This is a genomic window from Microbacterium sp. MMO-56 (assembly GCF_037146215.1).
In the GTDB taxonomy this organism is placed as follows: Bacteria; Actinomycetota; Actinomycetes; order Actinomycetales; family Microbacteriaceae; genus Microbacterium.
Genome location: NZ_JBBCVW010000001.1, coordinates 1 through 21,840, shown reverse-complemented (window position 1 = coordinate 21,840; position 21,840 = coordinate 1). Strand labels below are relative to the sequence as shown.

Annotated in this window: 19 protein-coding genes; 8 read left to right on the top strand and 11 right to left on the bottom strand. The window is 69.8% G+C overall.

All coding sequences use genetic code 11. The features are described 5' to 3' along the window. Positions 1–118 precede the first annotated feature (118 nt). Complete coding sequence (locus WFI00_RS00095) at positions 119–1,954, top strand: AMP-dependent synthetase/ligase (protein WP_336633112.1); 1,836 nt, start codon at positions 119–121, stop codon at positions 1,952–1,954. A gap of 46 nt (positions 1,955–2,000) precedes the next feature. Here the strand turns inward: WFI00_RS00095 and WFI00_RS00090 are convergent, their stop codons facing one another. Genes WFI00_RS00090 through WFI00_RS00080 form a run of 3 tightly spaced genes read right to left on the bottom strand, consistent with a single transcriptional unit; the run spans position 2,001 to position 7,442 of the window. After that, positions 2,001–2,492, bottom strand: coding sequence for a peptide deformylase (locus WFI00_RS00090; RefSeq protein ID WP_336633113.1), 492 nt, complete (start codon positions 2,490–2,492; stop codon positions 2,001–2,003). Next, a complete protein-coding gene (locus tag WFI00_RS00085; protein ID WP_442928275.1) occupies positions 2,489–3,988 on the bottom strand; it encodes a MinD/ParA family ATP-binding protein in 1,500 nt (499 codons plus the stop codon). Before WFI00_RS00085 ends, WFI00_RS00090 begins: the two co-directional genes overlap by 4 nt. 46 nt (positions 3,989–4,034) lie before the next feature. Then, positions 4,035–7,442 (bottom strand): pyruvate carboxylase, encoded by a 3,408-nt coding sequence (locus WFI00_RS00080; RefSeq protein WP_336633115.1) that lies wholly within the window; start codon positions 7,440–7,442, stop codon positions 4,035–4,037. 93 nt (positions 7,443–7,535) lie between these two features. Between WFI00_RS00080 and WFI00_RS00075 the strand changes: the two genes are divergently transcribed. Further along, positions 7,536–8,342, top strand: a complete 807-nt coding sequence (locus tag WFI00_RS00075; protein WP_336633116.1) for a ParA family protein — start codon at positions 7,536–7,538, stop codon at positions 8,340–8,342. 10 nt (positions 8,343–8,352) lie between these two features. On the opposite strand, the gene WFI00_RS00070 is transcribed toward WFI00_RS00075, so the two are convergent. Both WFI00_RS00070 and WFI00_RS00065 read right to left on the bottom strand, forming a co-directional pair. After that, entirely contained in the window at positions 8,353–9,078 is a 726-nt protein-coding gene (locus WFI00_RS00070; RefSeq protein WP_336633117.1) for an IclR family transcriptional regulator, read from the bottom strand. A 10-nt stretch (positions 9,079–9,088) separates the two neighbouring features. Then, complete coding sequence (locus WFI00_RS00065; RefSeq protein WP_336633131.1) at positions 9,089–10,561, bottom strand: APC family permease; 1,473 nt, start codon at positions 10,559–10,561, stop codon at positions 9,089–9,091. Between the two features lie 275 nt (positions 10,562–10,836). Between WFI00_RS00065 and WFI00_RS00060 the strand changes: the two genes are divergently transcribed. The 3 genes from WFI00_RS00060 to WFI00_RS00050 are packed head-to-tail and all read left to right on the top strand — an operon-like array spanning position 10,837 to position 14,730. Beyond that, positions 10,837–12,813: a primary-amine oxidase gene (locus tag WFI00_RS00060; protein ID WP_336633118.1), complete on the top strand. Its 1,977-nt coding sequence runs from the start codon at positions 10,837–10,839 to the stop codon at positions 12,811–12,813. A gap of 18 nt (positions 12,814–12,831) precedes the next feature. Then, positions 12,832–13,401: a hypothetical protein gene (locus WFI00_RS00055; RefSeq protein WP_336633119.1), complete on the top strand. Its 570-nt coding sequence runs from the start codon at positions 12,832–12,834 to the stop codon at positions 13,399–13,401. A gap of 54 nt (positions 13,402–13,455) precedes the next feature. Further along, the gene (locus tag WFI00_RS00050; protein ID WP_336633120.1) at positions 13,456–14,730 is read left to right on the top strand and encodes an ammonium transporter; all 1,275 of its coding nucleotides are present in this window, start codon (positions 13,456–13,458) and stop codon (positions 14,728–14,730) included. A gap of 52 nt (positions 14,731–14,782) precedes the next feature. On the opposite strand, the gene WFI00_RS00045 is transcribed toward WFI00_RS00050, so the two are convergent. From WFI00_RS00045 to WFI00_RS00035, 3 genes are all read right to left on the bottom strand, one after another. Then, positions 14,783–15,328, bottom strand: coding sequence for a MerR family transcriptional regulator (locus WFI00_RS00045; RefSeq protein ID WP_336633121.1), 546 nt, complete (start codon positions 15,326–15,328; stop codon positions 14,783–14,785). Between the two features lie 100 nt (positions 15,329–15,428). Further along, entirely contained in the window at positions 15,429–16,109 is a 681-nt protein-coding gene (ftsR, locus tag WFI00_RS00040) for a transcriptional regulator FtsR (RefSeq protein ID WP_336633122.1), read from the bottom strand. Then, the gene (locus WFI00_RS00035; RefSeq protein ID WP_336633123.1) at positions 16,106–16,603 is read right to left on the bottom strand and encodes an FHA domain-containing protein; all 498 of its coding nucleotides are present in this window, start codon (positions 16,601–16,603) and stop codon (positions 16,106–16,108) included. Before WFI00_RS00035 ends, ftsR begins: the two co-directional genes overlap by 4 nt. A 181-nt stretch (positions 16,604–16,784) precedes the next feature. Between WFI00_RS00035 and WFI00_RS00030 the strand changes: the two genes are divergently transcribed. Next, complete coding sequence (locus WFI00_RS00030; protein WP_336633124.1) at positions 16,785–17,138, top strand: hypothetical protein; 354 nt, start codon at positions 16,785–16,787, stop codon at positions 17,136–17,138. 11 nt (positions 17,139–17,149) lie between these two features. Here WFI00_RS00030 and WFI00_RS00025 read toward each other — a convergent pair whose 3' ends face one another. Next, positions 17,150–17,548 carry a hypothetical protein gene (locus WFI00_RS00025; protein WP_336633125.1) on the bottom strand — a complete coding sequence of 133 codons (399 nt, stop codon included), beginning with the start codon at positions 17,546–17,548 and terminating at the stop codon, positions 17,150–17,152. A gap of 172 nt (positions 17,549–17,720) precedes the next feature. Between WFI00_RS00025 and WFI00_RS00020 the strand changes: the two genes are divergently transcribed. Continuing rightward, on the top strand, positions 17,721–18,323 hold the full coding sequence (locus WFI00_RS00020; protein WP_336633126.1) for a copper resistance CopC family protein: 603 nt from the start codon (positions 17,721–17,723) through the stop codon (positions 18,321–18,323). A 9-nt stretch (positions 18,324–18,332) separates the two neighbouring features. Beyond that, on the top strand, positions 18,333–19,733 hold the full coding sequence (gene lpdA, locus WFI00_RS00015; RefSeq protein WP_336633127.1) for a dihydrolipoyl dehydrogenase: 1,401 nt from the start codon (positions 18,333–18,335) through the stop codon (positions 19,731–19,733). A 240-nt stretch (positions 19,734–19,973) separates the two neighbouring features. Here lpdA and WFI00_RS00010 read toward each other — a convergent pair whose 3' ends face one another. Beyond that, positions 19,974–20,900, bottom strand: coding sequence for a toll/interleukin-1 receptor domain-containing protein (locus tag WFI00_RS00010; RefSeq protein ID WP_336633128.1), 927 nt, complete (start codon positions 20,898–20,900; stop codon positions 19,974–19,976). Between the two features lie 89 nt (positions 20,901–20,989). Next, positions 20,990–21,840 (bottom strand): Abi family protein (locus WFI00_RS00005; RefSeq protein ID WP_336642268.1); only part of this gene is annotated, 851 nt, incomplete at its 5' end.

Below are 21,840 nucleotides of genomic sequence, written 5' to 3'. Positions count from 1 at the left end.
GCTCTCGCGAGCCGGAGGAGAAGAGAGACCGGACACCGCGGGACTCAGTGTCACGAACAGTTAGACTCGATCTCACCACGTCGTTCCGACGCTACCGGTACCGAAGGAGTTGCCGCCCATGAGCGCCGCCGTCCAATTCGAAGTCCCCCCGATCGTCCCGGCCGAGCCGGACGCGAACATCGCCGACCTCCTCGTGGAGCGCGTGAAGGCCACGCCGTCGCTCGCGCTGTTCGCGGTACCGGAGGGCGCCGGGTGGCGCGACATCACCGCGGCCGAGTTCGAGCGGGACGTGATCGCGCTCGCCAAGGGGTTCGTGGCGGCGGGTGTCGAGCCCGGAGACAAGGTGGCGTTCATCGCGCGCACCACGTACGAGTGGACTCTCGTCGACTTCGCCCTCTTCTTCGCCGGCGCGGTCATGGTCCCGGTCTACGAGACGAGCTCCCCGACCCAGATCAGCTGGATCCTGTCGGACTCCGGCGCGGTCGCCGTGCTCGCCGAGTCGGCCGAGCACGAAGCCCGCGTGGCCGAGATCCGAGCGGACGTCCCGCTCGTCCGCGACGTCTGGACGATGGCCTCCGGGGCCCTCGACGATCTGCGCACCCGTGGCGCGGATGTCGCGGACGCCGAGATCGACCGCCGCCGCTCCCTCGCCGTCGGCTCCGACATCGCGACGCTCATCTACACGTCCGGTTCGACGGGACGACCGAAGGGATGCGTCCTGACGCACAGCAACTTCGTCGAGCTCGCCCGCAACTCCGCCCGCGCACTCGACGAGGTCGTGCAGACCCCCGGTGCCTCGACGCTGCTGTTCATCACGACGGCGCACGTCTTCGCGCGCTTCATCTCCATCCTCGACATCCACGCCGGCGTGAAGACCGGTCACCAGCCCGACACCAAGCAGCTGCTGCCCGCGCTCGGGTCCTTCCAGCCGACCTTCCTCCTGGCCGTGCCGCGCGTGTTCGAGAAGGTGTACAACTCGGCCGAGCAGAAGGCGGAGGCCGGCGGCAAGGGCAAGATCTTCCGCGCCGCCGCCCACACGGCGATCGAGCACTCCACGCTGCGGCAGGAGGGCAAGCGGATCCCCCTCGTCACGAAGATCAAGTTCGCCCTCTTCGACAAGCTCGTCTACGGCAAGCTCCGCGCCGCGATGGGCGGACGCGTCACGTACGCCGTGTCCGGCTCCGCTCCGCTCGGGCCCCGCCTCGGCCATTTCTTCCACAGTCTCGGGGTGACGATCCTCGAGGGCTACGGCCTCACGGAGACCACCGCTCCGGCCACCGTGAACCTCGCGAAGAAGTCCAAGATCGGCACGGTCGGTCCGGTGCTGCCCGGCGTCGGCGTCCGTCTCGCGGACGACGGCGAGGTCGAGGTGCGCGGCATCAACGTGTTCAAGGAGTACTGGCGCAATCCCGAGGCGACGGCGGCGGCGTTCGACGGCGACTGGTTCAAGACGGGCGACGTGGGATCGTTCGACCAGGAGGGCTTCCTCACGATCACGGGGCGCAAGAAGGAGATCATCGTGACGGCGGGCGGCAAGAACGTCGCGCCGGCCGCGCTGGAGGACCCGATCCGCGCGAACCCGATCGTCGGCCAGGTCGTCGTGGTGGGCGACCAGAAGCCCTTCATCTCCGCGCTCATCACGCTCGATCCCGAGATGCTGCCGACCTGGCTGGCGAACCACGACCTGCCCGGCGACATGTCCCTGGCGGATGCCGCGAAGAACGCGGCCGTGCGCGAAGAGGTGCAGCGCGCCGTCGACATCGCGAACAAGAACGTGTCGCGCGCCGAGTCGATCCGCAAGTTCACGATCCTCGACACCGAGTGGACCGAGGCGAGCGGTCACCTGACGCCCAAGATGAGCATCAAGCGCAACGTCATCCTCGATGACTTCGCCGACGCGATCGAGGAGATCTACGCCGTCCCGGTCACCACGACCAACGTCTCGCTGGGGTGAGCGTCGGCCCGGGGCGGCACGCACGACCCCGGGCCCTCACCGCGGATCAGAACCAGGAGCTCTCGCGGACCTCGCGCATGGCCGCCCGGCGATCCTCGGGCGTGAGGCGCGACAGGTAGAGCATTCCGTCGAGGTGGTCGGTCTCGTGCTGCAGCGCTTGCGCGAGCAGGCCGTCCCCCTCGAGGACCACCTCTCGTCCGTCGAGGTCGATCCCGACGACCCGCGCCCACGGATAGCGCACGGCGTCGTGCCAGAGGCCCGGCACCGACAGGCATCCCTCGCCCACGGGACCCGGCTCGCCGCGCACCTCGACGAGGACGGGGTTCAGCACGTATCCGATGTCGCCGTCGATGTTGTAGCTGAACGCACGCTGACCGACCCCGATCTGGGGAGCGGCCACGCCCGCACGTCCGGGCAGCTCGACGGTGTCGAGCAGATCCTGCACGAGGGCGCGGACGCCGTCGTCGATCCGCTCGATGGGCGCGCACGCGGCGCGCAGGACGGGATCGCCGAAGAGGCGGATGTCGCGGACGGTCACGAGACGGGTGCTCCGGCGCGAAGGCCCTCGACGACGATCGCGGCGAGCTCGCGCGCGGCGAGTCGGGTCGCCGGCTGCAGATCACGGAACGAGATCGCACTGCCGGAGGCGATGTGCGGATCGTACGGAAGGCGCACGACGGCGCGCACGCGGCTGCGGAAGTGCGCGTCGAGCTCGTCCGCGCGCACGAGCGGTGCACCCGGCCGCGCGGTGTTGAGGACGACCACGGCCGAGCGCACCCGGTCGCCGTAGCCGTTCGATTCGAGCCAGGTGAGCGTCTCCGACGCGAGGCGCGCCTCGTCCACGCTCAGCCCCGCGACGATCACGAGCTCGTCGGCGTGCTCGAGGGTCGACGACATCACCGAGTGCACGATCCCGGTGCCCGTGTCGGTGAGCACGACGGAGTAGAAGTGGGCCGCGACCTCGGCGACCTCCCGGTAGTCGGTGTCGCTGAACGCCTCGGACACGTGCGGGTCGGCGTCCGACGCGATCACGTCGAGACGCGTGTCGTCGCGCGCGACCAGCTGCGAGATGTCGTTGAACCCGTGCACGTCCGCGCGGACGCGGACGAGGTCTCGCACCGTCTTGCCGCTGGGGCGGCCGATCCGCTCCGCCAGCGTTCCCCGATCGGGATTGGCGTCGACGGCGATGATGCGATCCTCGCGGGCATCCGCCAGTGCCATGCCGAGGAGCGTCGTCACGGTCCTCTTGCCCACGCCGCCCTTGCGCGAGAGCACCGGGACGAAGCGCGCGCCGCCGGGGAGGGGGGCGCCGATGCGCCGGTCGAGCTCCTTGCGGGCCCGGGCGCTCTTGCTGTCCCCCAGGTGGATGCGGTGCCCCGACAGCCGGTACACGAGGTGCTGCCAGGCCCCCTCGGGTTCCGGCCGCACGATGTGCGCCGGGTCGAGCAGTCGATCGGCCGTCAGCAGATCGGGGCTCTCGCGGGACGCCTCGAAGTCGCCGAGACGTCGCGACTGCAGCGTGATCTCGGAGGTGCGGGGGCGGAACCGCTCGTGGTGGTCGACCTCCGTCGACGCGGCCTTCGCCGACGGCGCGGGTGCGGACGCGACGGGCACGACGGAAGACGTCGCCGGGGAGGGAGCCTCGTCCGCGGGAGACGCATCGGCGTCGATCTCGACCCGCTCCTCGGCCTCGACGACGGATGCGGCGCGGTCGCCGACGGGTCCGGCGACGGGTCCGGCGACGGCCTCGTCCTCGTCCGGGTCATCGGCGACGACGGCGACCGGGTCCACGTGGGCGGACCCGCCGTCGGCGCCGTCCTCCGTCGACACGTGCGACGCCGCCAGGGAGGCGTCGTCGTCGACGACGTCGTCGTCCACCAGGTCGTCGTCGTCGACGACGGCCGGGAGCATCACGTCGATCTGCGCCGTCGCACCGTCGACGATGCCGATGCCCGTCGTCTCCAGCCCGGCAGGCTCGGCCAGCAGTCCGTTGTCGGCGCCGTCGCCGTCCGTCTCGTTTCGCTCGTGCGCCACTTTCCCACACTCCATGTCTCTCGGACGCGGAGCGCCCCGCCCCAGGCTAGTCGGCGGGTCGGACGACGACCAAAAGATCGCCGGCCTCGACTCCCGCCGTCGCGGCGACCGCGAGACGCTCGACGACGCCGTCGACGGGGGCGGTGATGGCCGCCTCCATCTTCATCGCCTCGATGGACGCGACCGGCTGCCCGGCCACCACGAGATCGCCCACGGCGATCTTCAGGGTGACGACGCCGGAGAACGGTGCGGCCACCTGTCCGGGTGTCGTCGTGTCGGCCTTCTCGGCCTGGCGCGTCTCCACCGCGATGCTGCGGTCGCGCACGAACACCGGTCGAAGCTGGCCGTTGAGGGTCGTCATCACCGTCCGCATGCCGTTCGCGTCCGGCTCGCCGATGGCTTCCAGACCCACGTACAGCTGGACGCCCGGATCGATCTCGGCGACGTGCTCCTCCCCCGGCTTGAGTCCGTAGAAGTAGTCCGGGGTGCCCAGCGCCGACAGGTCGCCGTAGGTCGCGCGCATCGCCTCGAACTCCTTCGCCGGCCCGGGGAAGAGCAGCCGGTTGAGCGTCTGGCGGCGGGTCTGGGCGTCGCCGACGAGACCGTCCTCCTCCTCCGGCGTCAGCGGCGGGATCTCCACGCGGATGTCCCGCCCGGCCAGCACCTTGGTGCGGAAGGGCTCGGGCCAGCCGCCGGGCAGATCGCCGAGCTCTCCCGCCATGAATCCCACGACCGAATCGGGGATGTCGTAGGCCTGCGGATTCTCCTCGAAGTCGGCCGGGTCCGCGTTGGCGGCGACGAGCGCGAGGGCGAGGTCGCCCACGACCTTCGACGACGGCGTCACCTTCGGGATGCGCCCGAGGATCCGGTCCGCGGCCGCGTACATGTCCTCGATGCGCTCGAAGTCGTCCGCGAGACCCAGGGCGATCGCCTGCTGACGCAGGTTCGACAGCTGACCGCCGGGGATCTCGTGGTGGTAGACGCGGCCGGTGGGGCCGGGCAGGCCCGACTCGAAGGGACGATAGAGGTGGCGCACCGCCTCCCAGTACGGCTCGAGGGCGCCCACCGCGGCGAGGTCGAGCCCCGTGTCGCGATCGGTGTGGGCGAGGGCGGCGACCAGGGCCGACAGCGACGGCTGGCTCGTCGTCCCCGCCAGCGGGGCGGCGGCCGCATCCACCGCGTCCGCGCCCGCCGCGCTCGCGGCGAGCAGAGTCGCGAGCTGGCCACCCGCCGTGTCGTGCGTGTGCACGTGCACCGGCACGTCGAACCGTTCGCGCAGCGCCGAGACGAGCCGTGCCGCGGCGGCAGGCCGCAGGAGCCCCGCCATGTCCTTGATCGCGAGGATGTGGGCGCCCGCGGCGACGATCCGGTCGGCCAGCCCCAGGTAGTAGTCGAGTGTGTAGAGCGGCTCGGCGGGATCGAGCAGATCCCCGGTGTAGCAGACCGCGACCTCGGCGACCGCCGTGCCGGTCTCCAGGACGGCGGAGATGGCGGGCACCATCTGGTCGACGTCGTTGAGCGCGTCGAAGATCCGGAAGACGTCGACGCCCGTCGCGGCCGCCTCCTTCACGAAGGCGTCCGTGACCGCCGTCGGACGCGGCGTGTAGCCGACGGTGTTCCGTCCGCGCAGCAGCATCTGGATCGGGATGTTCGGCATCGCGTCGCGCAGCGCCTCGAGCCGCTCCCACGGATCCTCCGCGAGGAACCGCAGCGCGACGTCGTAGGTCGCACCACCCCAGGCCTCCACCGAGAGCAGCTGCGGCGTCATGCGGGCCACGTGCGGGCCGACGCGCACGAGGTCGCGCGTGCGCACGCGGGTGGCGAGGAGCGACTGGTGCGCGTCGCGGAACGTCGTCTCGGTGACGGCGAGCGCCGTCTGCGCGCGCAGCGCCTGGGCGAACCCGACCGGACCGACCTCGCGCAGGAGATCCCTCCCCCCGCGCGGCGGCGGAGCGCCGAGATCGATGGCCGGCAGCTTGCTGCCCGGCGAGACGGACAGCGGCTTCTCGCCGTACGGACGGTTCACCGTGACGTCGCCGAGCCACTTCAGCAGCTTGGTGGCACGGTCGCGCGAGGGGTGTCGGGTGAGCAATTCGGGGCGTTCGTCGATGAACGAGGTCGACACGTCACCGGCGACGAACGCCGCGTCGTCGAGCACGGCTCGGAGGAACGGGATGTTCGTCGAGACGCCGCGGATGCGGAACTCCGCCAGCGCTCGGCGCGCCCGGGTGACCGCCGCGGGGAAGTCGCGCCCGCGGCAGGTGAGCTTGGCGAGCATCGAGTCGAAGTGCGGGCTGATCTGCGAGCCGGCCGCCGTCGTGCCGCCGTCGAGGCGGATGCCCGCGCCGCCCGGCGAGCGATACGTGGTGATGCGGCCGGTGTCGGGGCGGAACCCTTGGGAGGGGTCCTCGGTGGTGATCCGGCACTGCAGGGCCGCGCCGCGCAGGTGGATGTCCTCCTGACGCAGTCCGAGATCGGCGAGGCTCTCCCCCGCCGCGATCCGGATCTGCGACTGGACGAGGTCGACGTCGGTGACCTCCTCGGTCACCGTGTGCTCGACCTGGATACGGGGGTTCATCTCGATGAAGACGACCTCGCCGGTACGGGGCCCCGCGGTCTCGAGCAGGAACTCAACGGTGCCGGCGTTGACGTAGCCGATCGAGCGCGCGAAGGCCACCGCGTGCGCGTGCAGCGCATCGCGGATGGCGGGGTCGAGGTTCGGCGCCGGGGCGATCTCGATGACCTTCTGGTGGCGCCGCTGCACCGAGCAGTCCCGCTCGAACAGGTGCACCGTCTCGCCGTCCGCGTCCGCGAGGATCTGCACCTCGATGTGCCGCGGGCGGATGACGGCCTGCTCCAGGAACACACGGCCGTCGCCGAAGGCGGCCACGGCCTCGCGGGAAGCCGCCGCGATCGCCGGCGGGAGTTCTCCTGGCGTCTCGACGCGACGCATGCCGCGACCGCCGCCGCCCGCGACGGCCTTGACGAAGATCGGGAAGCCGATGTCCTCCGCCTGGGCGACGAGCGCGTCGACGTCCTCGGACGCCTCCGTCGAGCGCAGCACCGGGACGCCCGCGGCGATCGCGTGCTCCTTCGCGGTGACCTTGTTGCCGGCCATCTCGAGCGCCCGGGCGGGCGGGCCGATGAACACGATGCCGTTCTCGGCCGCGCGCGCGGCGAGGTCGGGGTTCTCTGAGAGGAACCCGTACCCCGGGTAGATCGCATCGGCGCCGGAGGCGAGCGCGACCCGGATGATCTCGTCGACGGTGAGGTAGGCGCGGACCGGATGGCCCGGCTCGCCGATCTCGTAGGACTCGTCCGCCTTCTGGCGATGCAGCGATCCGCGGTCCTCCCACGGGAAGACGGCGACGGTCCGTGCGCCGAGCTCGACGGCGGCGCGGAAGGCTCGGATGGCGATCTCACCGCGGTTCGCGACCAGGATCTTTCGGAACATGCTCACCTCTTCACGGAGAGTCCGGCGCGCGACGTCGCACGACCGGAGTGCCTGAGTGTCCTCACAGCCTAGGGGACGGTAACGTAGGGAAACGTGCACGTACTCTCCGTCTCCTCACTCAAGGGAGGTGTCGGCAAGACGACCGTGACACTCGGTCTCGCCTCCGCGGCGTTCGCCCGGGGCGTCCGGACCCTCGTCGTCGACCTCGACCCGCAGTCCGACGTGTCGACGGGGCTGGACATCCAGGTCGCCGGTCGGCTCAACGTCGCCGACGTGCTCGCGAATCCCAAGGAGAAGGTGGTCCGTCAGGCCATCACCTCCAGCGGCTGGGCCAAGGTGCACGCCGGCACGATCGACGTCATGATCGGCAGCCCGTCCGCGATCAACTTCGACGGCCCGCACCCGAGCGTCCGCGACGTCTGGAAGCTCGAGGAGGCCCTCGCCACGATCGAAGGCGACTACGACCTGGTCCTCATCGACTGCGCCCCGTCGCTGAACGCGCTGACGCGCACGGCGTGGGCGGCCTCCGACCGGGTCATCGTGGTGACCGAGCCGGGCCTGTTCTCCGTCGCCGCCGCGGACCGTGCGCTGCGCGCGATCGAGGAGATCCGGCGCGGGCTGTCGCCCCGGCTGCAGCCCCTCGGCATCGTGGTCAACCGCGTGCGTCCGCAGTCGATCGAGCACCAGTTCCGCATCAAGGAGCTGCGCGACATGTTCGGCCCGCTGGTGCTGTCGCCGCAGCTGCCCGAGCGGACCTCGCTGCAGCAGGCGCAGGGCGCGGCCAAGCCGCTCCACATCTGGCCGGGGGACTCCGCCCAGGAGCTCGCGGGCGACTTCGACGCCCTGCTCGACCGCGTCATGCGCACCGGCCGGATCAGCGCCGGCGAACAGCGCGCCTGACCACGCGCGGTCAGTAGAGCAGCGGCGCGATCGCGCGCGCGGCCTCCATCCCCTCGGGGACGAGCTCTTCCAGTGCGTCGGCGCGCTCTGTGACGCCCGCGAGGCACAGGGCTCCCCCGACTCCGCGCGCACTCCCCGTCAGCGGCACCGCGATGCAGGTCAAGCCGTCTTCCAGTTCGTCGACGGCGCGCGCGTAGCCGTCGCGGCGCACCTCGTCGAGGGCGCGGCCGAGCACGACCGGGTCGACGATCGTGCGCGACGCGAGCGGAATCAGTCGACCCGCCGAGGGGCGCTCCGCCGAGCGCGACGACAGCAGCAGCTTGCCCGCCGCGGACGCGTGGAGGGCACGCGTCAGGTCGGCTCGCGCGCGCAGCGGGTGATCGGCGTCCTCGTCGACCACGACGAGCGAGGACTCGCGGAACTCCAGCACGTGGACGCCGAACCTGACGCGTCGGCGGAACCGGTCGATCGCGCTCCGTGCCGCGGTGGTGACGACCGGCGGCGCGATGTCGGCGATGAACTCCGCCGCGGCCCGTCCCAGTCCGAAACCCCGGAGGTCGGCGGTGCGGACCAGGTACTCCTCGCCGACCAGGGTGTTCAGAACCCGGTAGATCGTCGCGGGAGGCGCGTGGAGGTCGGCGCAGATCTCCCGCGCCGTCACACCGAAGCCCAGGCGGGCGACGGCGCGGAGCACCGCGAGAGCCGTGACGGCGGGAGGGCGCGGAGGCTGGCTCATCGCGAGCGCGTCACCGTCCTTCGCCGGACGCCCCGGGCCGCGCCGCCGCGGAGAGGGATGCGGCATCCAGGACGTCGGACGCGATGGTCTCGTCGTACACGCCGACCGCCCGCAGCCGCGCGGGGCGCCACCTCTTCAGTGCGAACGCGTGGACCGCGGCCGCGCAGAGCACGACGAGATAGATCAGCGGCAGCTCCGGCTCGTTCGCCAGATGCAGTGCCGTGGCACCCACGGCGATGAGGGCCACCAGGGCGACCGCCGTGCCGGACAGCCAGGCGTACCGCGGTTGGAGCTCGCCGATCCGACGGAGGAAGAACGGCATCGCGGCGCAGGCCAGGAGATAGGAGCCGATGTAGCCGAAGGAGCTCAGCAGCAGGAGCCAGGTGAGGGCGGTGTCGGCGGGCACGCCGGTGAGCAGGAGCATGACCGGCACCGCGGTCACGACCGGCATCGTCGCCAGCAGTGCGACGCTCGGCGAATGGAACCGCGGATGCGTGCGCCCGAAGGCCGCCGGGATGACGCCCTCGCGGCCCATGCTGAACAGGACGCGCACGAGGGCGTTGAGCGAGGAGATCGCGCACGCGAGGAAGGACGACGCGACGCAGAGGTCGATCACGATGCCGAGGACGGGGGCGTGCGGGGCGGCGACGAACGAGACGAGAGAACCGTCGGGCCCGGGATCCACGTGCCGTCGTAGGGCGTACTCCTGGAATGCGACGGCGACCAGGTAGAGCGCCCCGCCGCCCACGGTCGTGATCATGAGCGCGCGCGGGATCGTGGCGAGAGGGCGGCGTGCCTCGCCGCCGAGAGTGGTGACGCTCTCGAACCCGACGAACCCCCCGATCGCGAGGACAACGCCGACGGCGATGCTGCCCGGATCGGTGCGCGTGTCCGGGCGGGGCGCCTCGCCCGCGGCTCCGCCGCTGAGGAGCGAGGCGACGAGGAGCGTCAGCAGGATCGCGATCGCGACGCCTTCGACGAGGAGGACGACGAACGAGGTCGTGCGGATGCCGCGGAGCATGGCGACCGTGGTGCCGGCGGCCGCCGCGACGACGAGGCCGATGGCCACGAGCGGGCCCGCCGGCAGCCCCAGCGCCGCGAGCACCCGGGTGAGGTGCACCCCCACCGCGTAGAGACCGGTCATCCCGATCAGCGCGTAGCCGAACACCGCCGACCACCCGCCGAACAGCGCCGCCACCGGGCCGAGCCCGCGCGCGATGTAGCTGTACAGCCCGCTGACGGCGGCCATCCGCCGCGCGAGGGGTCGGATGCACGCCGCGACGAGGATCGCGATCGCCGCGGCGAGGCCGAAGGTCAGGAGCAGGTTCGCGCCGGAGGCCTGGAGCACGAGCGCCGGGATGACGGAGATCACGCCCGCGGGCGCGACGGCCGCGGTGGACTGGGCGAGGACGCCCACGAAGGGCAGGCGTCGTCGGCTCAGCCCGTGCACGGGCGACCGGGCGGGCACCCGCTGCTCCTGCATCGTCGGCACGGTGTCGCCCCCTCGTCTCCGGCCAGATCGCACCGACCCCTGCGGCACGTGGCTCCGATTCTCGCCTCCTCGCCGCCCCCGGGTGCATCCGGCACGTTTCCGGCACGTTACCGAGGGTGAGAATCCCGGACCGCGATTTCTCACGGCGCGTAACCCCTCGGCGCGCGTGATGAGACGCCGCCGACACCGCGGCGCGTCACACTCGGTCGCACCGCCGGCGGCGCGCACCCCGCGCCGGGACCGGCGACCATGTGAAAGGAACCGTGATGCCGTCCGTCACCACCACCCGACCGCTCGCCCCCCTGACCGCCGAAGAGATCAGCACCGCCGTCGAGGCGCTCCGGAACGGGCCCGCCGCCGCGCCCACGTTCCGGTTCAGCAGCGTCGCCCTGCGCGAGCCGCGCCGCAGCGAGCTGCGCACCGGCACGTTCTCCCGCTCCGCGGAGGCGGTGCTCGTCGATCGGGCGACCGCACGCACCTACGAAGCCGAGGTGGACCTGACCACGGGCGAGGTGACCTCGTGGCTCGAACTCGCCGAGGGCATCCACGCCCCGATCATGCTCGACGAGTTCGCCGACGTCGAGCGGGTCTCGGTGGAGCACCCCGACGTGATCGCCGGGCTCGCCCGCCGCGGCATCACCGACATGGCGCTCGTGTGTGTCGAGCCGTGGTCGATCGGCTACTTCGGCGAGGAGCAGAGCGGCAAGCGACTCATGCGCGCCCTGGTCTACGTGCGGCTCGAGCCCGACGACAACCCCTACGCGCACCCGGTCGAGAACTTCACGATCCTGTTCGACCTCGCGGCCGGCGAGGTCGTCGCCGTCGAGGACGACGGCTTCCTGCACGTCCCGCAGGAGAAGAACAACTACCTCCCGCGATTCGTCGGCCCCGCACGGACCGACATCAAGCCGCTCGAGATCACCTTCCCGCAGGGCCGCAACTTCACGGTCGAGGGGCATCACGTCGAGTGGGCGGACTGGTCTTTCGACATCGGCTTCACGCCTCGCGAGGGCCTCGTCCTGCACAACATCGCGTGGAAGGACCACCGCACCGCGGAGGTCCGGTCGATCCTCAACCGCGCGAGCGTGACCGAGATGGTGGTCCCCTACGGAGCCCCCAGCCGATCGCAGCAGCAGAAGAACGCCTTCGACGCCGGCGAGTACAACTTCGGCTACATGACCAACTCGCTGACCCTCGGATGCGACTGCCTCGGCGACATCCAGTACTTCGACGCGACCCTCGTGACCTCGAAGGGCAAGCCCTTCACGATCCAGAACGCGATCTGCCTGCACGAGGAGGACGATTCCATCGCGTGGAAGCACTGGGACTTCCGCACGAACGACGCCCAGACCCGGCGCTCGCGGCGCCTGGTGATCTCGTTCATCGTGACCGTCGCCAACTACGAGTACGCCTTCTACTGGCATTTGCGCCTCGACGGCACGATCCGGCTCGAGGTCAAGGCGACAGGCATCCTGTCCACCGCCGCGCAGGAGCCGGGCGCGGTCAACAAATACGGCCAGACGCTGAACAACGACGGCCTGTGGGCGCCGATCCACGAGCACATCTTCAACGCACGCCTGGACTGGGCGGTCGACGGGGAGAAGAACTCCGTTCTCGAGTACGAGACGGTGACCGAGTACGACGGCGACCCGGCGATCAGCCCCTTCTACGCGCAGGAGACGCTGCTGCGCACGGAGCAAGAGGCCGCCCGGCTGCCCTCGCCGCTGACGCACCGCTTCTGGAAGGTCGTCAGCAGCGACCGGACGAACAAGGTCGGGGAGAGGACCGCCTACCGGGTCAACGCCACCGACCCCGTGGTGATCAAGAAGCACCCGGATTCCTGGGTCACGCGTCGGGCGCAGTTCGCGACGAAGTCGATCTGGGTCACGAAGCACGAGGAGGACGAGCGCTACCCCGCCGGCGAGTACCCGAACCAGTCCCGCGGCCACGACGGGCTGCCCGCCTACATCGCGGGGGACGACTCGATCGTCGACGAGGACATCGTCATGTGGCACTCCTTCGGCGTCCACCACGTCGTCCGCGTCGAGGACTGGCCCGTCATGCCGACGCAGAGCTTCGGGTTCTTCCTCGAGCCGTTCGGGTTCTTCGACGAGAACCCGACCCTGGACCTTCCCGTGACGGAGGCCGACGGCTCGACGTGCGCTCCGCACTCCGCCGACCACGACCACGACCACGCCGGGCATGACCACGCCGGCCACGACCACGCCGGCCACGCGCACTGAGTCCGTCCGGACGTCGTGATGCTCCAGCTCCTCCACGCCGCGGCGGCGGCTCCCGCCGCCGTCGCGGCGTGCTGCGCGGTCGCCACCCGAGCCTCTCGCGGCGCGAACACTCTCGCCGCGCTCCTGATGCTCGTCCCGATGGTCGCCGCTGCCGTATCGCCGGAGCCCCTCTGGCTCGTCTGCGGCGCGGTCGCCCTCTGGCTCTCGTGCCTGGTCACCGCCTACGGCGTGCGCCGCACGGCCGACGGATCGCTCGCGCGGGCGATGGGATGGCATCGCCTGTCCGGCACTCTCGCGATGGCCGCCGTCATGCTCGCCATGGCACTGCGCCACGCGCCGTCCTCGGCCGGCACTCCGGCCTCCCACGCGCACTCCCACGGGAGCGCGTGGGACGTCGGCCTCGGCGGCACCGGCGTGGCCCTCGTCGTCCTCGCGGGCGTCGCCGTGCACTCGGCGTACGTCGTCGTCCGGATGCGCCGCACCGCCGCGGCGGGAGGCTCCGCCCGGCACGCGGTACGGCTCGACGCCGTCGAGATGGCGAGCATGACGACCATGCTCGCCGTCATGGCCGCCGCTCTCGTCCTCTGACCCCACCCCCGCGCGTCCGGCGCGGAACGCCCCTCTCGAAAGGAATCGCCGCATATGGACAGCGGAAACGTCGCCTGGACGATCATGGCCACGGCACTGTGCGTGTTCATCACCCCCGGAATCGCCTTCTACTACGGCGGCATGGTCCGCGCGAAGTCGGTCGTGAGCATGATGATGCTGAGCTTCGGCGCCATGGGCGTCGTGGGCGTGCTGTGGATCCTGTACGGGTTCGGCATGTACTCGATCACGGCGGCCAACGACGGCTCCTTCCCCGGGTTCCGATTCGCCGGCAACCCCTTCACGGAGCACTTCGCCCTCGCCGGCCTCGATCAGGACACGCTCATCGGGGCGGCCTTCGGCGCGACGTTCGCGATCGCCACGACGGCGATCGTGTCCGGGGCGATCGCCGACCGCGCGCGCTTCGGCCCCTGGCTGCTGTTCGCCGGGCTGTTCGCGACCTTCGTCTACTTCCCCGTGGCGGGGTGGGTGTGGGGCGAGGGCGGCTGGATCTTCAACCTCGGATCGATCCTCGGCTTCGACGGCGTCGCGACCATCGACTACGCGGGCGGGACCGCGGCCCACATCAACGCCGCGGCGGGCGCGCTCGCCCTCGCCCTGGTGCTCGGCAAGAGGACCGGGTTCGCCAAGGGGGTGCACACCCCCCACAACGTCCCGCTCGCCCTCACCGGGGTCGCGATCATCTTCTTCGCGTGGTTCGGGTTCAACACGGGAGCCGAAGGCGCGTTCGGGCTGCTCGGCACGGTCGACGCGGACGGCGCGCCCGCCAGTCACGCCGGGCTGATCGTCGTGAACACCCTCGGCGCGGCGTGCGCCGGCGTCCTCGGCTGGACGCTCGTCGAACGCCTGAAAGAGGGGAAGGCGACCTCCATCGGCGCGGGGTCCGGAGCGATCGCGGGGCTCATCGCGATCACACCCGCCTGCGCGGCCCTCGACCCCGGATGGGCCCTGCTCCTGGGAGTCGTCTCGGGCGCGATCTGCGCCCTGGCGATCGAGCTGAAGTTCCGTCTGGGCTTCGACGACTCCCTCGACGTCGTCGGCCTGCACGGCATCGGCGGCATCGTCGGCTGCTGGTACCTGGGCTTCTTCGCGCAGGGGACGGGACTCATCTACAGCGGCAACCTCGAGCAGCTCATCGTCCAGGTCATCGCCTCGGTGGCCGTGCCGATCTACTCCTTCGGGGTGTCGTGGATCATCGGCACCGCGATCGAGAAGACGATCGGCTTCCGCGTGCGCAACGAGGACGAGCTCGCCGGCATCGACACGGTGCTGCACGGTGAGCGCGGCTACAGCCTCGCCGACGCCCGCTGAGGGGCTGAGGACGCTCCCTGATCACGCGCCGCCGCACGGGCGCGGCGCGTGGTCAGGCCGACTTGACGGCGCGGCGCGCGGCGAGCTCGTCGACCGGATCCGGCACCTGCGGGTCGAAGTCGACGAGCGTCGACTCGACCTCGTGGAGGACCTTGCCGACGGCGATGCCGAACACGCCCTGACCCCGGCTCACCAGGTCGATGACCTCGTCGTTGGACGTGCACAGGTACACCGAGGCGCCGTCGCTCATGAGGGTCGTGCCCGCGAGGTCCCGGATGCCCGACGCGCGCAGCTGGTCGACGGCGGTGCGGATCTGCTGCAGCGAGATGCCGGTGTCGAGCAGACGCTTGACGAGCTTGAGGACCAGGATGTCCCGGAAGCCGTACAGACGCTGGGAGCCCGACCCCTTGGCGCTGCGGACCGTGGGCTCGACGAGCTCCGTCCGAGCCCAGTAGTCGAGCTGGCGGTACGTGATGCCGGCCGCGCGTGCGGCGACGGCGCCGCGGTAGCCGACCTCGTCGTCCATCTGCGGCAGCCCGTCGGTGAACAGCAGTTCGGTGGCGAACTGCGCGTCACCGGGCACGTCTCGCGCGCTCATTCTCGCCTCCAGCCGGACTCGGGTGTTCTTCCACGGTAGATCAGGGCGACCCCACCGGCAACGACATCCGCGTTCCCCCGCCCGGCGTGTCGCGATCGGATCACGGCGCGAGGCGATCGAGAGCGGCCGTGAGGAAGGCGGCGCGCACCTCGTCGAGACGGCGCAGCAGCTCGGGCGCCAGTTCATGGGCGCGCGCCCGGGAGGCCGGATCGGTGCGGCGCAGGAGCGGCGCGAGCGCGCTGCCCACGAGGGCGACCTCGCGTTCGGCGGCCTGACGCATGCCACGGACGTGCCTCGGCTGGATGCCGTGCCCGTCGAGCGCCACGAGCGCGCGCAGCACGGTGAGTGCGCGCTCGTCGTAGGAGTCCGCGGCGGCCACGAGCCCCGCGCTCACCGCGTCGTCGAGGAGTCCTGCCGGAGCACCGGCCATCGACAGCAGGTCGTCGCGGCGGTAGCGACGCGGCGCCTCGAGGATCGACGGCGGAAGCGTCACGTCGTGGTCGCCGTCGTGGGAGTCGAGGTACTCGCGGATGCGGGCCAGCTTGAAGTCGTGGTCGCGCTGCAGCGTCAGGGCGGTGCGCAGACGCGCCACGTCCGACGGCGAGAACTTCCGATACCCCGCCTCCGTGCGCAGCGGCGTGACGAGACCCTGCTCCTCGAGATACCGCAGCTTGCTCGCGCTGAGCTCGGGGAACTCGGGCGTCAGCCGGGCCAGTACCTGACCGATGCTCAGATACCCCGTCGACGCCGGGCGTCCACGGGGCGATACCGCCGGAGTCACGCGCCCGTCACCGGGGCGCGGTCCGCGGGCGAGACGAAGAAGTTGAGACGGAACTTGCCGATGCGCACCTCTGCGCCGTCGTCGAGGACGGCGCGGTCGACGCGCTCGCCGTTGACGTACGTCCCGTTGAGGGAACGCTGGTCGATCAGCTCGAAGAATCCGCCAGTGCGGGTGATCTCCGCGTGACGGCGCGAGACCGTCACGTCGTCGAAGAAGATGTCCGCCTCGGGGTGACGCCCCACCGTGGTGACGTCGGAATCCAGCAGGTAGCGGGCGCCGGCGGTGGGGCCCGAACGCACGAGCAGCAGTGCCGCACGCGACGGGAGCGACGAGATCGCCTCGGCCTCCGCCTCGGTGAGGTCGCTGCCGAACGGCACGAAGGACAGATCGGAGTCGTGCCCGAAGGTCTGGGTGGTGTCGACCGAGCGCCCGGCACCCGAATCGCGTCGGATGTCACCGGCGCCGGCCGCGGCGTCGCGCTCGTTCTCGTTCACACTGTCCTCCTCTCATCCAGCCTAGCCGATGCGCCCGCGCGCGGTCTCCCCCATCGACCGCCCCGGACAGGCGGGGCGTTTGTTGCACCGTGTGTCGTCTCGCGGGCGCCGGAGCGCCGCCGCGCCTAGCCTGATCCACACGCCCCGGGGACGCTCTCCCCGCCGACCGAAGGAGCCGTCCGTGTCCACGCCGCAGAACCGCCTCACGCCCGCACCGGTGCGTCAGGACGCGATCTGCATGTGCGCGCGCGGCGGAGCCTGCTCGTCGTTCGCCCCCGGCCACGCGGTGCACCTCATCCAGTCGCGCCTCGTCTCCGCGACGCCGACCGAATGGGTCGACGCCCTCGTCTCGGCCGTCGACGCCGCCGAGGGCACCGTCGTCGTGCACACGCTCGACGGACGCGCGATCACCGTCTGGAACGGAGCGTGGCGGGGCGTGACGGACGAGATGGTCGTCGGCGCGCCCGTCTCGTTCCACGAGCGGTACCACGCCCTCTCCACCGGCGCGCGCCTGTTCAACGTCGCCGTGCTCTGAGCCCGCGCCGCTCAGGCGGCGGCGAGTGCGCTGCGGACGGCGCTGCAGGCGTCCATGCACGCCTGGCACGCGTCGGCGCACATCGCGCAGATCGGACTCATGTCCGCGTGCTCGCGGCACTCGTCCATGCACATCTGACACATCGCGATGCACGCATCGAGCATGGCCATCATGACGGCGGGGGTCATGCCCTGCATCCGCAGCATCGAGCGCATCATCGTGTTGCACATGTCGGCGCAGTTCATGCACGCAGGTGCGCAGTCCATCATCTGCGTCGCACACACCGTGCACGCCTGCTCGCAGGCCGCACAGGCGTCCATGCACGCCTGCATCATCGCCATGTCCATGGCGGGCATGCCCTCCATCGACATCATGTCCTTCGACATGGCATCCATCATCATCGCGTCCATCTCGTACCTCGTCTCTCGTGTGGGGTCGATTCACCGCCGGGCCGGCGACGCGGTCGAGAGCCGATCGCGCGTCCGCCCGATCCGCACGTTACCCCGATCGGGCTCCGGCGTCACGGGCGCACGGAGATCCTCAGGCGCAATTCATACGACGCCCGCGGCTACCCTGACAGGGATGCCTTCCTCGATCCCCGCTCCGCCGCGCCGCCCCCGCTCCCCCGTCGAGATGCTCGCGCGTGCGGGCGCGATCGTCGCGGCCACGCTGGCGGTCCTCGTCGGCACGTTCATGACGGCCGCTCCCGCATCGGCCCACGACGAGCTGATCGGCGCGGAACCCGCCGCGCAGTCGCAGGTCGACGCACCGCCGGACGAGCTCGTCCTCACCTTCAGCGGCGTGCTCCTGGATCAACCCGGCACGACCGAGGTCGTGGTCACCGATGCCGCGGGCACCGATCTGACCGACGGCGACCCGGTCCTCAGCGGCACGCGCCTCACCCAGCCGCTCACGCCGACCGCGCAGCCGGGAGCCGTCACCGTCGTCTGGCGGGTCGTCTCCAGCGACGGACACCCGGTCTCGGGTCAGTACACCTTCACCGTCGGAGGCGACGCGGACGGCGCGCCGACGCCCGCGGCGAGCCCCACGGAGGTTCCGGGCGCCCCGATGGAGGGCACCGACATGACCTGGCTCCTGGTCGTCGGCGGGATCGTCCTCGTCGGTGCCGGCGGCGCGCTCGTGGCCGTCCTCCTCGCGAGATCGCGGCCGCCCCACGAGGACTAGGCTGGAGGCATGCCTCATTACAACGTCGTCGTCCTCGGTGCCGGCCCCGGTGGCTATGTCGCGGCGGTCCGCGCCGCCCAGCTCGGGCAGTCCGTCGCCATCATCGAAGAGAAGTACTGGGGCGGTGTCTGCCTGAACGTGGGCTGCATCCCCTCGAAGGCGCTCCTGAAGAACGCCGAGATCGCGCACACCCTGAAGCACAAGGCCGACTTCTTCGGCATCTCGGGCGAGTTCACGCTCGACTTCGGCAAGGCGTTCGACCGCTCGCGCGTCGTCGCCGACGGCCGCGTCAAGGGCATCCACTACCTGATGAAGAAGAACAAGGTCACCGAGTACGAGGGTCGCGGATCGTTCACCGGCCCGAAGGCCATCACGGTGACCAAGAGCGACGGCTCGACGGAAGAGGTCACGTTCGACAACGCGATCATCGCGACCGGGTCGACGGTGCGGCTGCTGCCCGGCGTGACCCTCAGCGACAACGTCGTCACCTACGAGGAGCAGATCCTCACGCGCGACCTCCCCGGCTCGATCGTCATCGTCGGCGCGGGCGCCATCGGCATGGAGTTCGCCTACGTCCTCACCAACTACGGCGTGAAGGTCACGATCATCGAGTTCCTCGACCGTGCCCTCCCCAACGAGGACCCGGACGTGTCCAAGGAGATCGCCAAGCAGTACAAGAACCTCGGCGTCGACATCCTCGTCGCCACGAAGGTCGAGACCGTCGTCGACTCCGGCGACAAGGTCACCGTCAGCTACAGCGACAACAAGACCGGCGAGAAGGGCCAGATCGAGGCCGACAAGGTGCTCATGTCGATCGGCTTCGCCCCGCGCGTCGAGGGCTTCGGTCTCGAGAACACGGGCGTGACGCTCACCGAGCGCGGCGCGATCGACATCGACGACCACATGCGCACCAACGTCGAGGGCATCTACGCGATCGGCGACGTCACCGCGAAGCTGCAGCTGGCCCACGTCGCGGAGGCGCAGGGCGTCGTCGCGGCCGAGACCATCGGCGGCGCCGAGACGATGACCCTCGGCGACTACCGCATGATGCCGCGCGCGACCTTCTGCTCGCCGCAGGTCGCCTCGTTCGGCTACACGGAGGCCCAGTACAAGGAGACCGGCCGCGAGTACAAGGTCGCGACGTTCCCGTTCATGGCCAACGGCAAGGCTCACGGCCTCGGCGAGCCGGTCGGCTTCGTCAAGCTCATCGCGGACGCCGAGCACCTCGAGCTCGTCGGCGGCCACCTGATCGGCCCCGACGTGTCGGAGCTGCTGCCCGAGCTGACCCTCGCGCAGAAGTGGGACCTCACGGCCCTCGAGCTGGCGCGGAACGTCCACACGCACCCGACGCTGTCCGAGGCCCTGCAGGAGGCGTTCCACGGTCTCGCCGGTCACATGATCAACCTGTGAAGTAGAGCAAGCTCTTGTGACCGGCAAGCTTTCGTATTTCTTCGCTGACCAGGGATTTATGAATCTCAAGTCATCAGACGATCTGAAAACTACGCTCTGGACTACGCTCTACTAATGTAGTTTTGGTCCGCGTCACGACCCGAAAAGACCCCCGATGCGCATCGGGGGTCTTTCCATTGTGTGCCTTTGGGAACACATGAGCGCACGTGGTGAAGTGCAGCACACGCGCACGCACGAAGGCTACGAGCCGTCGATCACGCGCCACCGAAATGTCACGAACGGGGCGACATAGGCAGGTGCAGTCTCCTCATCCTGGACGTCAAGGACATCCACAAGCGCTATGCGTCCGGATTGGTTGAGGAGAACGACGGACTGTCCGATGCTCGGACTCATGGTACGTCCCGGCGACAGCTGCGCCTCGAGAACCTGCGCGTCCAGCGCGCGATCATAGGCGATGCCAACAGCTGCGATCTGGGCCGGGTCTCGATAGACATAGATCGAATCAGCCCCTTGCCCGGTTATCTCCAGCGCAAACTCTGAGTCACCGAAACCCCACGTGTACGTATTGCGCTGAGCATCGGCGTACCTGAATGTCGCTTCACCCTCCAAGGCTGGACTGTGCCACTGCGAGGGATCGCGACGCAATTCAGCCCGCTCGAGACGGGCTGCTCGTTCGCGTAGGGTCACCATTGAAGTTTCTGCGTCGCGATTGGCAGGAAGGTCCTGAAGCCAACGCCACAGATCCTCGATCTGTTCAGCGCCGGGACCGCGCTCAGGTCGATCGGGATCGAAGTTGAAGTCAAGCCCCTTCGGCGTCGTCTCAGTCAGCCACGCAGGCAACGCATGTCGCGGGTTGTCTATGAACACGACGGACAGCCAAGAAGGCAGTCGGTCTCCGTACACCTCCGAGATCCAGCGATTCTCTTTGCCAACACCTGATTCTGGGAGCGTGTCGGCTCGTTCCACGTAGTTTGTATCGACAATGAGCAGGACATGCCGAGCATCGGTGACGCGGCGCATGAATCCGGTGAGCGAGTCCCCATAGTCGACATCGGCGTCCAACAGGACGTCATAGCCGAGCGCTTTGAGCTGAATGGCCAACAGACGCACCCATTGCCGATGCTGCGCGGATGTCCACGCGTATGAAATGAAGATATCCGCAGTCACGTGGCCCTCCTACTGTGGGGAAAACTGCATGCACCCCATTGGAAGGGCCATGACAACATCCTCTCGCCACGTTGCCACGGTCGCACTTCCTACATGGCCCACAGTCGACTCGCGATCTGCCAGTCGCGCGCTGCACCCAGATGGGATAGAGGAAGCAGCGTGACGTGTGGATAGGTCTTCACGACAGTCGGCAGCATCCGCGTCCTGCCGAGGTCAAGTCGGTCAAGGAGGAACTGGATGAGCGTCAGTTGACCGAATGTGCGATTCCATTCGGTCGTTGCTGCATCAAGGTCAGGATAGGTACCGGCGCTGGGTAGCTTCGGCATCAGCGTATGGACTCGGTTGAAGAGCCGACCGTGATGAGCGCACGTGTTACGTACGAGGTTCAGTGACTTCAGCCAGCTCGTCAGCTGTGGGGCGCGAAGTCCACACGCATCAGCGACGGCGTCTTGAACGTTTCGTGGCGCGTAGCCGTAGAGGTAGGTCAGCGATCCCCAGTCCAACAATTCGACGGCGGCCCACACGGGGAGCGTTCCGCCGTACTTGAGATGATGATGCGCGACGAAGTCCTCGCGCGACTGTCCGAGTTCCGCTTCGTAGTTCCTGCGCCAACGGCTGTACGAATCACTCTGATCTCCATTACGGTTGCGCGCGGTCGGGCCGAGGAGCGTCGGCTCGAGATGCGCGCGCGGATCAATCCTCCCGAGCTCATGGCCGAGCAACGCGCGGATCGCTAGCTCGATCGGCGCAAGCACGGAGAAGGTCGCAGCGCGAAGCCGAGCGTCAAAGTCGTAGAGAGCGACAACGTCCTCCAACCGAGTACCGGGGTAGGTCAAGCCCCAGCACGTGGTGTAGCGGTCGGTGATCCTTCTGCTGTTGTTTTCGGTTAGGCGCTGAGCTCGAGGACGGTGTCGGTGTTCACCTCGGTTCTGGTGTCGGT